This window comes from Fulvimarina manganoxydans (assembly GCF_900176465.1).
Classification (GTDB): domain Bacteria; phylum Pseudomonadota; class Alphaproteobacteria; order Rhizobiales; family Rhizobiaceae; genus Fulvimarina; species Fulvimarina manganoxydans.
Genome location: NZ_FWXR01000016.1, coordinates 1 through 14,354 on the forward strand (window position 1 = coordinate 1; position 14,354 = coordinate 14,354).

Annotated in this window: 9 protein-coding genes and 2 pseudogenes; 7 read left to right on the forward strand and 4 right to left on the reverse strand. The window is 57.2% G+C overall.

All coding sequences use genetic code 11. The annotated features are described in order from the left end of the window. Positions 1–95: 95 nt before the first annotated feature. A pseudogene (locus tag B9A15_RS15640) lies at positions 96–609 on the forward strand (IS66 family transposase); the annotation flags it as partial. Positions 610–953: 344 nt separating this feature from the next. On the opposite strand, the gene B9A15_RS15645 reads toward B9A15_RS15640, so the two are convergent. Further along, complete coding sequence (locus tag B9A15_RS15645; protein ID WP_139798428.1) at positions 954–2,948, reverse strand: polysaccharide lyase family 7 protein; 1,995 nt, start codon at positions 2,946–2,948, stop codon at positions 954–956. A 774-nt stretch (positions 2,949–3,722) separates the two neighbouring features. On the opposite strand from B9A15_RS15645, the gene B9A15_RS15650 reads away from it, so the two are divergent. Then, the gene (locus tag B9A15_RS15650) at positions 3,723–4,241 is read left to right on the forward strand and encodes a hypothetical protein (RefSeq protein ID WP_139798429.1); all 519 of its coding nucleotides are present in this window, start codon (positions 3,723–3,725) and stop codon (positions 4,239–4,241) included. Between the two features lie 50 nt (positions 4,242–4,291). Beyond that, the gene (locus tag B9A15_RS15655; RefSeq protein WP_170923327.1) at positions 4,292–4,969 is read left to right on the forward strand and encodes a response regulator transcription factor; all 678 of its coding nucleotides are present in this window, start codon (positions 4,292–4,294) and stop codon (positions 4,967–4,969) included. Here B9A15_RS15655 and B9A15_RS22635 read toward each other — a convergent pair. Next, entirely contained in the window at positions 4,910–5,587 is a 678-nt protein-coding gene (locus B9A15_RS22635) for a hypothetical protein (RefSeq protein WP_139798431.1), read from the reverse strand. The two genes, B9A15_RS15655 and B9A15_RS22635, sit on opposite strands and share 60 nt — an antisense overlap. A 231-nt stretch (positions 5,588–5,818) precedes the next feature. On the opposite strand from B9A15_RS22635, the gene B9A15_RS15660 reads away from it, so the two are divergent. The 4 genes from B9A15_RS15660 (at position 5,819) to B9A15_RS15675 (ending at position 12,795) form a co-directional block, all read left to right on the forward strand. Next, positions 5,819–7,300, forward strand: coding sequence for a midas domain-containing protein (locus B9A15_RS15660; RefSeq protein WP_084411415.1), 1,482 nt, complete (start codon positions 5,819–5,821; stop codon positions 7,298–7,300). A gap of 84 nt (positions 7,301–7,384) precedes the next feature. After that, positions 7,385–9,292 (forward strand): hypothetical protein, encoded by a 1,908-nt coding sequence (locus tag B9A15_RS15665; RefSeq protein WP_084411416.1) that lies wholly within the window; start codon positions 7,385–7,387, stop codon positions 9,290–9,292. A gap of 24 nt (positions 9,293–9,316) precedes the next feature. Continuing rightward, a complete protein-coding gene (locus tag B9A15_RS15670; RefSeq protein ID WP_084411418.1) occupies positions 9,317–11,467 on the forward strand; it encodes a type I secretion system permease/ATPase in 2,151 nt (716 codons plus the stop codon). Then, a complete protein-coding gene (locus B9A15_RS15675) occupies positions 11,464–12,795 on the forward strand; it encodes an HlyD family type I secretion periplasmic adaptor subunit (RefSeq protein WP_084411420.1) in 1,332 nt (443 codons plus the stop codon). The genes B9A15_RS15670 and B9A15_RS15675 overlap by 4 nt, the downstream gene beginning before the upstream one ends. 77 nt (positions 12,796–12,872) lie before the next feature. Here B9A15_RS15675 and B9A15_RS22640 read toward each other — a convergent pair. Both B9A15_RS22640 and tnpC read right to left on the reverse strand, forming a co-directional pair. Then, positions 12,873–12,995: pseudogene (locus B9A15_RS22640) on the reverse strand (IS256 family transposase); the annotation flags it as partial. 29 nt (positions 12,996–13,024) lie between these two features. Continuing rightward, entirely contained in the window at positions 13,025–14,308 is a 1,284-nt protein-coding gene (tnpC, locus tag B9A15_RS15680) for an IS66 family transposase (RefSeq protein WP_084411422.1), read from the reverse strand. Positions 14,309–14,354 lie beyond the last annotated feature (46 nt).

Here is a 14,354-nt window from a genome sequence, read left to right on the forward strand (position 1 = left end):
GCTCCGCGCCGCCGCCCGTCGCTCACCCCGCCCAGCCAAGCAACCCAACCGCCGGAAACGAACTTTCGGCTGGATAAAACTTGGGGGCAACGTCAGAGACCACCATCCGCGGCCGGTCTCCTGACGAGCGTCGGAAAGTTCGGCAGGAGACGAGCCGTCCCCTTCTCGACGCGCTCGAAGCCTTCCTGCGCGAGAAACTCGCCCTGATCAGCCAGAATGAGGCGGTGAACGCCGATCGGGGCCTGTGACCCGATCGGCCCGCCGAACAAGCTCGCCGAGGCGATCCGCTATGCCCTGTCGCGATGGGAGGGACTTTGCCGGTTCGCTGGTGACGGAACGATCGAAATCGACAACAACACCATCGAGCGCTCGATCCGCCCATTGGCGCTGACGCGCAAGAATGCGCTCTTCGCCGATTCAGACGGAGGCGCCCGGCACTGGGCCGTCGTCGCCTCGCTCATCGAAACCTGCAAGCTGAACGGCGTCGATCCGTACGCCTATCTCAGCGCCGTCATCACCTGCATCGTCGATGGCCATCCCAACAGCGCGATCGACGAGCTCATGCCGTGGACCTTCAAGCGGAAAGTCAACCTCGCCGTCGTGGCGTAGGACGACGCTTACGATGATGCGGCAAGGTTGCTTGATTTTTTCGATCATATCATGCGGCAAAACAAAGGTTTAGAGCGAAACGATGATTCCGATTTATCGCGTTTCGCTCTCATGCGCGGACCAGGGTACTTATGAGCTCCAGTCCTGTCAGGGCTGCGGACGGACCCATGAAACCGATGGCTTCAAAGGTCCGCCGGTATGGGCGATATCGACCCATTCAAGGTCGATATCCTCGCTCAGCTGATGGATGGTTCTGGCCAAGCCGTCCGACTGATTTGCCGGACGGGGTCGTAGCGGCCCGGTGGCAGACGGCCCACCCCGGTTCTTCACGGAAGCTCTGCCGATCAGTTCAATATCCAATCGGCATTCTGCAGATGGTTCATGCTTGTTCCAGTGAACAGAATGGAAGCCCCGTTGGCGGTCGCCAGTTCGATGCCCTCATCCGTCATAACCAACGCATCCTTGGCTTCCCGAGCGTTCGCGAAGCGACTGCCTTCAAGGATGAGCGTATCGTTGCTTCGGAACTGGTGGACGATGTCCGCGCCATGCGCGCCGGTGAAGATGATGGTGTCCGCGCCGTTTCCACCCTTGATCCAATCGTTTCCGGCGCCGCCGACGAGAATATCGTCTCCAGAGTTGCCCAAAAGCGTATCGTCTCCGGCAAAGCCGTACAGGGCGTCGTCCCCAGCCCGACCTTTCAGGACGTCGGACGCGTCCGTCCCGTCGACCACGTCATCGGCGGACGTTCCGTTCGCCATGGCGTCTTCGTGCGAGACCTTGGGCGATACCGTGTCGGGTTGGGGTTGAGATACCAGGATCGGCTCGGCAATCTCCGGGATCTCTGTTTCCGGTTCGGACGTTGAAATGATCGATGTATCTTCGATCATCTGAAAGGCGACTTCCTTGACGCTGCTTTCGGCTGAATGGGCGATCACGATCGACGCCGACTGGACCTCCGACATCGTTGATTTGGTGAAGAGAATGCTTGAGTTGTCGCCCGTGACGAGCCGGATACCGTCTGGCGTCTTGCTCAACGCGGCAAGAAAGTCCTCTTTCGATCCGAAGAGGTCGTCATCGAAGATCAGCGTCTCGGATGTCCGGAACTCATGAACCGTATCATGTCCATGATCGGCGCCGAAGTAATAGGAATCGCTCGAGTCTCCACCTTTGAGCCAGTCATCGCCAACACCGCCATCCAAAAGGTCAGCGCCGCCATTCCCCCAGAGCGTGTCGTTCCCGTCCCCGCCACGAATGATGTCGTCACCTTCACGGCCGTAGAGCTTGTCGCTGCCGCGGGTGCCTTGAAGCGTGTCGGCCGCATCCGTGCCGCCGAGATTCACGCCGACCTGGCTTTGTCCATCGTCCGCCTCGGTGGGATCCTTCGCGTTTTCGGTTCCGCTCTTATCGGCCTGTTCGTTCGTTCCGCTTTCATCCGGGGAGAAGCTTTCTTCCTTCTGCGGATCTTCGGGCTGAGGTCTCGCATTTTGTTCGGAGGCCGTGTAGTCAACCAAGCCGCCTAGACCTTCCCCGGGTTTGTGACCGAAATCCAGTCCGTAGAAGGATGCTTGTCCGACGCCGGACCCTTGGCTATCGTTCACACCTAGGTAAACGCCGGCTTTGAAATAGAATTGGTCGGATTGCCATACATCGTTGATGTCGCTAACGGATTTGTAGATTTGTCCGTCCGTGTGAACCTCGACGACCAGCTTGTCGCCGCGTGCCTCGATCTTGTAAGAGAACTTCTCTCCAATCGATATGTCCGGGTTCTCGCCCGCATCGTTGGTCAGGTCGAAGCGCAGTTCCTTGTTGTTCGAGCCGGCTTGATCGTTCTTGAAATAGACCTTGCCGTTCTCCCAGTACAAGCGAACCAGTTCATCAGCCTTGCCATGGATCTGCCCGACAATGATGCGGCCGGGCGTTCCGTTGACGATTGGGGCTTCGTCGATTTTCAAGGTGGCGGTAAGCGTTCCACCCTGCTTCAGATCCCAAGCGGCCCGCTCGTCGCCCTTCATCTCGCGAAGTTCGGTTCGCGGGTATTTTGACCCCGACGTCGTCGCACCGTCGGTGCTTGCGCGAAAGACCATCGCGCCGTCGGCGCTATCGTAGAAAAAGCGAGGGTCCTCATAGCCCTCGAGCCCCTGGACCTCGACAGCGGTGCCGTCCGTGCGACCGCTGCTATCAACGGGTAAGGTGATCTTCCAATTCGAAAGATCGAAGTGATCGGAATTCGTGCTCATTGCATCTCCAGCAGATTTTATCATCGCGCCCTGGACATGCGGCTGACAGTTTTTGCCTCGAACCGACCGAGGATCGAATGGGCTGATCGGCGTTCTCGCCAATCCTCGAAGCTCATTCGATATCCATAATCGCTAAGGTTGTCCTGCCGTCACGTTTTCTCGTTTTTCGTCCAGCTGCGCGAGTGTTTCTAAACCTCTTTAAGAAGCTTTCTTGATGATCGAATGATACTCCTGCCGATTAAGCGCAGGGTTGCGTGACCATTCTAGAACTGAGATTCCTACTGACATTCATTGACTTGGGATACGCGAACAGGTCCCATTCAGCGCCTCTAGATCGACCTTCATATTACCTTTGAATACGAGTGTATGGGCGACAGATTGCAAACCCATTTGAGGCACAGCGACAATTGTCGGCATTTATAAGGCTACCTGCCTTTAGCGGTGCTGGATCGTTTTGGGACAAATGTTGTTTCGATTATGGCGTGGCCAAAAAATGAGCGAAAACCGCGCGTTCATCTTTGGAAAAATTCAACTTAAACGGCATTTTTGATCGGAATACGCATTGCGAGGCGCAAACCTCTATCCGTTTCGCGTTCTGAGATGCGCTAAATGGAAGAGGGTTGGGCGGGAGCAAATCCGTCGGACCGTCTGCTATGCGGCAAGGATCGCTCGGCAGCCCATAAAACCACTTCTGCTCCGCTGTTGGTTTTCGCGCCGAACCTAGCCGGCCATCACCTGATCCGCCGGAATGAGGCCGTGGCCGCTTTGCGTTCCGCAGTTCTACGCTCTCCATTCCTGTTTCGAAGCTTAACCTAGGGCAACGATAGCCGCTGCGATTAATGCTTCCATCACCACGATCATAAATTCCGACGGCGAATGAAGACAATGGTTATTATGCTATCGCAATTTTGTGACGAGATTGATTTTCGCTCGCGATCCGGCCTTGAAAAAGCCAGCGCCGCTACCCTGAATCAACAATATTGGATCACGCAACGCCGCGTCTTGCGCGGCGGGACGCCAATGGTTCGCTGGCGGAAACGAATCGCTCGCCGCGGCGATGAGAAATTGCGGTCTGGCCGCATCGCGCTCGGCACCGACATCATCTCCCGTTTGAATGCGCGTACCGTTCTCGCGCTGATCATGCCGTGGATGCGTCAAGCTCCACCGACCTCCTGTCAGTTCGAAGCACAGACGCAGCGCTATTTCGTTTTCGCTCCGCGCATCATCCGTCAGATCGCACGCTCCCATTCGCTTCGCCGCTTTCGAGCGACGGGCATAAAGGAGAGGTCTCGTACAGGCCGGCGCGCTTTGGTTCGAAACCGCGCGTACATCTGTCGATTTAGCCCAATTGATCTTGCTTCTTGGCGAGCCATTCGACGCCTTTTTCTGCTCTGACGAGACTTGAACCCTGCGAGCATATACTTAACTTCGGAATGGAGGCGAGCATGAGCGGGCACCTAAAAATTCTTTCGATAACGCAAAAGCCGTGTTTTTATTTTGGATTGAAAACAATACTAGAAAATTTTGAGTCGACTGCGAATTTTGAATTGGTCGAAGCGACAAGTGTGGAAGCAGCCTACGGATCGATCAATACTCGTGGGGTCGACGGCATTCTTGTCGATGTATCCCGGCCCGGTATTGACCCAGACGAATGCCTTCGCTTGGCGCGAACGATTGCGAGACGCTACCCCATCCTTGTAATCAGCGCTTACGACCAGCCTTATATTGTAAAGCAAGCTTTTGAATGTAACATCGCCGGATATCTCCTCTCCTCTGCTCCTCCGAGCGATATCGCTCAGGCTGTGGCCAAGATCGCTGCGGGCGAGAATTATCTTGATCCGGCCCTCGTGCCTCGGCTCGTTGGCAAAGGGCATCGCGCGCCCGGCAAGCACGATCCCATGAGTGTCGTCGACGAAGCAATCCGTGTGACAAAAAGAGAAGTCGACGTTTTAAAAAGGATCGCTTACGGCTTCAGTGCGAAGGAGATCGCGCGTGATCTTGAGCTTAGCCAGAAATCGGTCGAAACCTATAAGGCGCGGGGCGCTGCGAAATTGAATCTGCAGTCAAGAGCTGACATCGTTCGATTCGCCCATGATGTCGGTTGGTTCGTTACCGCCCATTGAGGCGTTGCCGGAAACGAAGTTGCTTACGCTTGCCAAGTGGATCCACATGATGCGATTCCATTCCGTAAGATGCTCAACTTCACGATCGATCGAGGCAATGCGGTCTCGATCCATTGGGCGTGACTTGCCATAGCTCACGTCGCCACGTCGCTCGTCGATCCGCATGGCCTGGGTTTCGACGATGTCTTTTCCTTTCTCGTCATAGACAAACATCGCGTGAAGGGTTTCGTTGCGCATGCGCGTCGCCTTTTCTAGGCCTGATAGAAGCTTCTCCGTCTGCCGGAGCAGACAAGGAGCCCGGCGCAAGCGCGCTCGAGCCAAGCGGCGCGTGAGATCAATCCTCGCTCTTGTGGTGTTAAGAGTTCCAAAAACAAGTATTGCACTTGTTCGATCCGTAATCATCAATTTCTCAATTAGAAGCGTCAACACGCTTTCGTTGTTCGAGAAAGCACAACACAACGCCCCAATGGCGCGATAAACCTCGGCAACTGGAACAGTTTGTCTCTCGTTACATTCGCTCATTGGCATGATATCAGCCCTAAATCTATATTGCGTCGCAGCATTATCTAATCGTGTCAGAAAATTCCCCTCAGGAATAGGAATCTTCCTGACAGACATCGCACTCTGCGTTGGCGCAGAGTAGTGGAGCCAATATCGAGAAAAGGTTTCGAATAGAGGCAATCCAGGTTTCCTTGGACAAGTAAAAACCGGTCGACATAAGTAATTCGTGTCGGAATAATCTCGTCCGGTTCTATTGATACCCTAACGCAAAAAAACCAAGAGCCGCTTTGTGCCGATCCTTTAGATATTGGATGGACGACGCGGCTGCCCAACAGATGGAGAATCACAATGGCAGTCGACAACAACGATCGCAATCTGAATGCCGCCCTCCTCGGTGACGCCTATCAGAACAGTCAGGTCACGGAGACGAACAGCTTCGACGCCAATTCCGACAATACGAATACGGTCGAGGACAGCTACAATCAGGAGAACGACAACTCGAGCAGCAACGACACCAATGTCGATGTTGCCGTCGAGGATTCGCTCAATGACAACTCCGACAACTCCGTCACCGATTCTGGCAATCTCGATGTCGGTGTCGAGGATTCACTGAATGACAATTCCGATAACTCAGTGAACGACTCCGGTAATCTGGATGTCGGCGTCGAAGATTCGCTCAACGACAACTCGGACAATTCGATCGATACGGATCTTGATCTCGCTGTCGAGGATTCTCTCAACGACCAGTCGCAGGCGAACTCGAACAACGACAGTTCGACGGATGTGGACGTGGACGTCGGCATTGAGGATTCCTTCAATGAGGATACCGATAACTCCACCAATCTTGCCGTCACCGATGCCTTTAAGGACAGTTCGGACAGTTCCGTCAATGATTCCGGGAACGACAGTTCTGACAATTCGATCAACACGGACCTCGACCTTGCGGTCGAAGATTCCTTCAACGACAACTCGGATAATTCGCTGAATGTCGCCGATTCTGGCAACGACAATTCCGACAACTCAGCCAAGCTGGATGTCGCCATCGAAGATTCGTTGAACGACAATTCCGACAACTCCACCCATGACTCGAATGACAATAACTCCGATAATTCAACGGATGTTACTGTCGATATCGACGACAGCTTGAACGACAATTCGGACAGTTCGGTTAATACTGCCGACTCGAACAACGACAGCTCGGACAACTCCAACGACACGACCGTTGAAGTGGATCTGGCGGACTCGTTCAACGACAGTTCGGATAATTCGACAACGACAGGCAGCTACAATCAGACCGATGCAAGTCTCGATCTCGCCGTCGACATTGCGGACTCGTTCAAGTCTGCGGATCAGAGTTGGGCGAACTCCTTCAACTCCGATGACGACCTGATCGACATCGAGGGAATGACGGGAGATATCAGTGGCCTGATGGGTGAGTTTGGAGGCGACGGTCTCTTTGCCAATAACGGGTCGATTGGGATGATTGGCGACGGCAACGCCTTCTCGATCGATCAAGCCCTCTCAATGAACGATCAGGACACCGTGTCGAGCCCGAATGTCAGCCTGAGCATGGCGGCGGATAGCGGCGACTGGAGCATGTCGGCAGGTGGCAATGACGGTGGGGACGCCCGCACCGACAATGGTGCGATCTCGACGACCGGCTCAGGCTCGGACATCGAGGCCTCGGCGGACGCAGCAGCCGGCGTGTCGGCAGGCCACGAGGCCTTCACACAGTCGATCGCTCTTGGCGCCAATGTCCAGTACACAACGGTCGATATGACTGTCGTGGGTGGTGGTGATGCCGAAGACGTCTACGGCGATCATTCCTGATCATCTGTAACACGACTTGTTCCGGGGGCGGTGTGTCCGTCCCCGGATCCGTGCATGTAGGCCTCGGATCGGGACTTCAGGACCATGCTCCTCTCACCCACCGAAGAGATTATTTATCATTTCGTCGGGATGCGGCTCACTGCCTATCTGGATCAGTGGGTGGATCCTGAGCTTGAGGGCGACACCCTAGCTGCCCGCGATCTCATCCTGTCAAAGGTCGGAACTCTCGGCGACGTCCATGTAGAGGGTTTCATTGAGTCACGCCTGTCAGACTGGACAATTGCCTTTGAGAACGACCGCTTTGACATCGTTCCAGCCTTCACGAAACGAATCGCCGGTCCTGAACAGATCGAAGTCAATGTTCATGCGGTCAGGGCCTATGGTCATCCGCATCACTCGATCAGTTCACCGCCGATGCCCGAACCGTCGAACGGGAGTCCCGAATACGGTTACGAGATGCTTCACAAGTCCGGAACGCTCGGTTCGATCCTTTCTGTGTACGAGCAATCAGCCTTTCTGGACGACCGGGACATCCTCACGATGGGAGGCGCCGACGAAACCGCGGCGACATTTATCGACTCGATCGCGCAGAGCTTTCGCGAAATGGTCGCAGCCGAACCGCAATTCACGCCGGTTCCGGAGAAACCTGACACGATCGAGGCTTTGCGCAGCGATCTGACCCTCTCTTCGGAAGGGGCAGGGCGCGACCCGGCACTCGCCGAACATGCCGGAAGCTACTTGAACGGCGTGCAGATCGATCCAGAAGAGGTTCCGCAGACCGGCAAACTCATCCAGGCGATGCGCGACATGTTCGCGCGCGAGGACGGTGGAGCCACCCTTTCGACAGGCAACAATGTGGTCGTTGCCGAAACTCTTCTTTCTAACTACAGCATGCTTGCGCCCGTTTCGGTCGTGCTTGGCGATTGGCACGAGACGAACTCGATCTCACAGGTCATCCTGCGCTCGGGCACTGAGGTCTCCGTCGGCGGCGTGGAGACATTGGCGGACACCGCCTATAATCATGCAAGCTTTGAACGCATCGACCGGATGGCAGACATCGAAGTGTCGAAGGGGACGTTCCCGTTCCCCGTCACTTATACGGTCGAGACTGTTCATGCCGATCTGAAGATCGTCAACTACATGGTCCAAATGCATACCGTGTTCGACGGTGACAGCGTGGTCCTGTCCGCCGTCGATCATGAGGCGACATTCACCGTCGGGGGGAATTCCTCCCTTACGACCTTCGACGTGACCGATCTCCTCGGGAGCTACGACATCGTCGTCATCGGCGGAAGTGTCTTCGAGGGCAATTATCTGCGGCAGATCGCGGTCCTCTCGGATACGGACTGGATCGACAGTCCCATTGGAAGGGGCCTGTCCGCGAAGACTGGTGGCAATCTCGTCGCCAATGACGGCGCCATCATCAATTACGGCACGCTGGACTTCTCCTCTATGGGCGAAGACATGCGTGATCTGGTCAATCGGGTGACGACCGGCCAGCCCGCCGGCGAGGGAACTGGACCCGCACTGTCCTTTCTCGGACATTCGGATCTGAAGGTCCTTTTCCTCGACGGTGACGTGTACGAACTCAACGTGGTCGATCAGGTTTCCATTCTGGACGATTCCGACAGCCTTCAAGTCGCGGGACGGCTTGCGGACGGTCTCTCACAAGATCGCTTCCTGGACTGGCGCATTTCGACGGGGGAAAACGCCGTCGTAAATTCTGCGACCATTTTGGATGTCGATGACGTCGCCGTCGACCGGTATCTCGACGGCTCCTACTACTCACAATCCATGCTGGCTCAGGCCGAACTGGTCGCTGATACCCTCGAAGATGTTCGCCAGTTCGACACCAGCAAGCTCGTTCCGGAAATCGTCGCCTTCACGACGATGGACGATGAGAGCGACGAAGAGCATTCCCCCCAACATCACTGGTCTGCATCTGATTTCGCGGCCGGCCACTACGACGGTCTCAGCGGCATGACTGCTTGAGCATTGGGTAAGAGGTAGCGCCTTATGGATGGTGATCCGAACCACACGACGCTCCGGCCGAGCGAAGCCATGCGCAAAGAGGAAGAGCGCATCATGCGGCAGATGGAAGAGGCCGTGCGCAATGCAAAACGGGAGGGGAACCAGGATCTTGAGGCCATAGGGTCCTTGGAGCCCGATCCACGGCGGGAGCCATCTGGCATCGAAAGGTTGGCGAACGCAGAGAAACCGACCGTCAAGCCGGTCGATGCGAGGGTTTCCGAGCAACAAAACAAGCCGGCGGAAGCGGCTGAGCGGCCCCACCGCGAACACTCGCTCGTGATCGCAAATCCGGAAAAATCGGAAAGTGTGGCGCCCACTTCGACCCGAGCGCCGGATCGACGCCGTGAGAAGAGCGCCACCGGGCAGGCAGCGTCGCTGGATCGCGAGCCGCCGCTGGCAGCGAAAGAAACGTCGGTCAATTTTCGTCTCGCCTTGCACGTGGCCCGGCAGGGCATCCGGCGGAACATGGCGGTCGTCATCTTCTTCACGCTACTCGTCAATGTCCTTGTTCTTGCGGTTCCCCTTTATCTCTTTCAGATTTCGGACCGCGTGATGACATCGCGCTCCACCGATACTCTGGTGATGCTGACGATCGTCGTACTGGGTGCTGTTATTGGGCAGGTCCTGCTCGACAGCTACCGTCGTAACATCCTTATGCGGACTGCCGTTCAAGTGGAGTCGACGCTCTGCTCACCAATCCTGTCCGCCGCCGCCCGCAATGCCATCGGCGGAACGGGGAAAGACTTTCAGGTCCTGGGCGACATGCAGCATATCCGCAGCTTCCTGACCGGGCCGACGCTCATCGCGATGCTCGATGCGCCCCTCGCGCCGCTCTTTGTGGTCACGGTCCTTATTATCCATCTTCAACTGGGATTGATCGTCTGTGCCGCGATCGTTCTTCTTTTGGGTATCGCTTGGGTCAACCGGAAAATGACGGCGATGCCTTTTGCGGATGCAGCCGGTTTCACCGCACGCTCCAATCTCACCCTCGATTCGCTTGCCCGCAATGCGCAGATCGTCAATGCGCTCGGCATGATCCCTGAGGCTGTCCGTCTATGGGGGCGCGACAACGCTCATTCATTGAAGTCCCAGACGATCGGTCAGGATCGAAACACTTGGCTTTCTGGCCTTTCCCGAGGCACGCGCCTCGTCACCCAGGTGGCGATGCTGGGATGGGGGGCACATCTGGCCCTCGACGGTCATCTGACCGGTGGGATGGTCATCGCGTCCTCGATCATCGCCAGCCGCGCTCTGGCGCCGGTCGAGGGGACGATCGAGGGTTGGCGGCACTGGTCTCAATGCCGCACGGCTTGGGCGCGCATAAGCGGCCTGCTGATTAATTCGCCCCTCAACATCGACCGGCTCCGACTGCCGTCTCCCAATGGACGGCTGGATGTCGATCGCCTTCTCTACGTCCCACAAACGACGAAGAAGGTGATCCTCAACGGCATTTCGTTCTCGCTCAAGCCAGGAGAACAACTGGGCGTGATCGGCTCTTCCGGCGCGGGCAAGTCGACCCTCGGCAAGATGCTGGTGGCGAGTTTCGCTCCGACCGCCGGAAACGTAAAACTTGACATGATGGATCTGCGGAACTGGGACCAGCGCCAACTCGGTGAGAACATCGGATATCTTCCCCAGGACGTCCAACTCTTCCCCGCATCCATCAAAGCCAATATTGCCCGCATGCGAGAGGACGCCTCCGATGAGGACATTTTCGAAGCAGCCGCGCTTGCCGGCATCCACGAACTGGTGGCGTCTTTCCCTCAAGGCTACGAAACGCTGATCGCTGCTGATGGTGCACCGTTATCGGGTGGCCAGAAGCAGCGGATCGGGCTGGCGAGGGCTTTTTTTGGCAATCCTCGTCTTGTGATCCTCGACGAGCCGAACTCCAATCTCGACACGGCCGGCGAGCGAGCGCTTGCGGACGCCATGCGCAAGGCTCGCGATCGGGGAACCACCATCGTCGCGATTACGCAGAGGCATTCGCTTCTCCAGCACGTCGATAAGATCATGGTGCTCGAGAACGGTACGATCGCGGCGATCGGCGACCGTGCGAGAATGTTGAACGTTCTTACAGGGCGCACGAAGATCGCACCTCCTCAAGCGAACTCCCAGGCGGAAGGCGTCAGCGCATGACGAAGAAGCTTCACGTGGAAGAATGGTACCAGGACGTTCCTCGTTCGATCCGCGGTGCCGTCATTGGTGGCACGGTCGTTGTTGTAATCATTTTCGGCGGGTTCGGATCCTGGGCGGCAACCGCGCCCTTGTCCGCCGCGATCGTTGCTCCGGGCTCGTTCATGGTCACGGGGCGAAACAAGCAGGTGCAGCACCTCGAAGGCGGCATTGTCCACAGAATCCTCGTCGAGGAGGGGGAGCATGTTCAAGAAGGACAGAACCTCGTTCTCTTGGACGAAACCCGGCCGAAGATGGATGTGCGCCGGCTCTCGTTGCGCTTGGCTCTTCTCGATGCCAAGAGCGCACGGCTCCAGGCCATGATGCTTGGAACTGTCGACGTGGATTTTTCGAATGTCACCGCCGAGGTAGAGGACCAGACGGAGCGCAATCGCATCGTTGCAGCTCAGAGAAGTGTCTTTCAGGCCGATCTTGCAGGGCTGCAGGGCTCTATTGCCGTGATCGAGCGAAATCGCGACTCTCTTAAGGCCCGTCTCAAAGGTGCCATGGCCCAGAAGGCCGCCGCCGAACGGCAGCTTGCGCTGATCGCGGAGGAACGTGCCGGTAAGCAGCGCTTGTTTGATCAAGGTCTTTATCGACGATCGGATCTTTTCACGATTGAACGGGCAGGAGCGCAAGCTGAGGGACTCATCGGAAAGCTCGAAAGCGATATCGGCGATTTCTCAAGCCAGATCGAGCGTCTCGATGGCCAGATTGAGCTGGTCCACAAAGAATATCGTCAGAAAGCAGCCGACGAAATACAATCGGTCCTCGCTGAAACGGACGACATTCGAGAGCAGTTGATGAATGCGCGCTCAGTACTTGAGCGTGTCGAGATACGCTCGCCCGTGTCAGGCATACTCGTAAAGCTTAATTATCATACGTCTGGGGGCGTGATCGAGAGCGGAGGAACAATTGCGGAAATTCTGCCTGATCGCGAAAATCTGCTTATCGAGACGGTGGTCGATCCTCATGACATCGACGATGTGCATGTCGGACAGGAAGCGTCAATTCGCTTGATGAGCTTCAACCAACGTACAACGCCTCAACTCACTGGAAAGCTTGTCTACTTATCAGCCGACACGGTTCCCGATCCCCGCGCCGGCCGCGCCGGAGACGTATATGTCGCGCGAATTGAGCTCGGAGACGAGGATCGCCGGAAGATTGCTAAGCTTAAGATTACCCCCGGAATGCCTGCCGACGTTTTCATCCAAACGTCGTCGCGGACATTTTTTGAGTATCTCATGAAACCCGTTCGAGACTCCATGGATCGCGCTTTCCTAGAGAAGTAGGGATTGTGTTCCACAGTGTGGTGTAGCTGACGTTTGGCCTCACGGATCGCGGCAGCGTCGCGCTGATTAGCCTGCCATGCAGCAGGCAGGCTAATGATGGGATCATCGCAGACGGGAGGGAGCGTTTCCAGCGTTATGTATCTCGATTGCTGGACAGCCCATTCCTCGTTCTGCTCCATGAGAATGGCGCCAACGAGCCGTAATTACCCACCCCTTATTCAGCGCCGACTTATGCGCTGACGGTCGAGAGGATCGTTGCGAACGGATTGGCTTTGGCCGTGAGCTTTGCCGTATCGACAACGGTTCTGACGTCAGCCTCACCGTAGGCGGCCCATCTCGAGCGGTAGCCATTGGTGACTTTGCGCTGGATGACGGCCGGTCTCAACGCCCGTTCGCAGGCGTTGTTCGTCGGCGCGACGCCGCCGGGATGATCGGCGAAAGTCAGGAGTTGATCGCGGGCGTTGGCGATCTTGCGCATGAGGGCCGCTGACAGATCGCACGCCGTTGGCGTCGTCAGAATGGCAGCCAGACTTCGCTCCAACGCTCTCCTCTTGGCGGCGATGGTCGAGGCGGCCGCCTCTTTGATCTGATGCGACAGGGCAAAGGCCTGTCCCAGCCACAGCTTCAGGCGGACGGGCAGGAAGTCGTCGCTCGCCTCGACAGCGTAGGCTGCGTCGCGGGCAAGATGGGCCAGGCATGTCTGATGGGACTGGCCGTGTCCCTGCTGGGCCGAATAGCGATCCGAGCACCAGACCTTCTGCCGATGACCAGCCATGAGATCGCTGGCGACAACCGCGCCACGGGTCATGGCGGCGCGATGAACGACGGCATCGTCGCTCACGAATACCCAGGAATAGGCGTTGCAGCCTTCGATCCGGACGCCGGTTTCGTCGGAGACCACGACGTCGGCTCGGCGCAGGACGGCGATGGCCGCGTCCCGCTGCGGCGCGAAGGCGGCTTGCGAACGCTGAAGCATGTTCATCAGCCCACCCTGGCTGATCGTGAGCCCGAAGAGGTCGAGGAACGCAGCCTGAAGCCGCTGATAGGAAAAGGCCTGGAAGGTCTTCAAATACGTCGCGACCGCATGAAGCCGCAGCCCGAACGGCGTGCCTTTCACCGCTTCCGGGATCGGCGCGGTGACCCGCTCGCCGCAGGAGGGGCAGACGACGGCCAGCCGCCTATGACGTTCGACGACAGGGCGAACTTCCGGAAGATCGACCCTCTCGTGCTCGCTGACCGTCTCGGCGGAAAGATCGGCTGAGAGAGGGGACTGGCAGCATGGGCATGTGTCGGGACGATGCTCAAACAGCCGATCGAACCGATCGCTCATCGCCCGCGCCTTGCCTTCGTGCCCAGGCTTCGCACCGCCCGGCCTCGCCTTCTCGCGCCGCTCCTTGCGGTCCATCGAAGGCGGCTTGGACGACGTGCGAGACGTCTTCGCCGGGCGCTGCAACCGCAGCACCAGATCGATCAATTCGTCCTTCGAAAGCCGATTGAGATCATCCCGGTCCATGACCGTATGGATTCAGAGAACCGGTCCGCCGGCAAGGGGGTGGGTA

Coding starts and splice junctions, on each gene's coding strand:
- B9A15_RS15650 (WP_139798429.1), top strand. CDS start 3,723: ATGAAGACAATGGTTATTATGCTATCGCAATTTTGTGACGAGATTGAT.
- B9A15_RS15655 (WP_170923327.1), top strand. CDS start 4,292: ATGAGCGGGCACCTAAAAATTCTTTCGATAACGCAAAAGCCGTGTTTT.
- B9A15_RS22635 (WP_139798431.1), bottom strand. CDS start 5,587: ATGTCTGTCAGGAAGATTCCTATTCCTGAGGGGAATTTTCTGACACGA.
- B9A15_RS15660 (WP_084411415.1), top strand. CDS start 5,819: ATGGCAGTCGACAACAACGATCGCAATCTGAATGCCGCCCTCCTCGGT.
- B9A15_RS15665 (WP_084411416.1), top strand. CDS start 7,385: ATGCTCCTCTCACCCACCGAAGAGATTATTTATCATTTCGTCGGGATG.
- B9A15_RS15670 (WP_084411418.1), top strand. CDS start 9,317: ATGGATGGTGATCCGAACCACACGACGCTCCGGCCGAGCGAAGCCATG.
- B9A15_RS15675 (WP_084411420.1), top strand. CDS start 11,464: ATGACGAAGAAGCTTCACGTGGAAGAATGGTACCAGGACGTTCCTCGT.
- tnpC (WP_084411422.1), bottom strand. CDS start 14,308: ATGGACCGGGATGATCTCAATCGGCTTTCGAAGGACGAATTGATCGAT.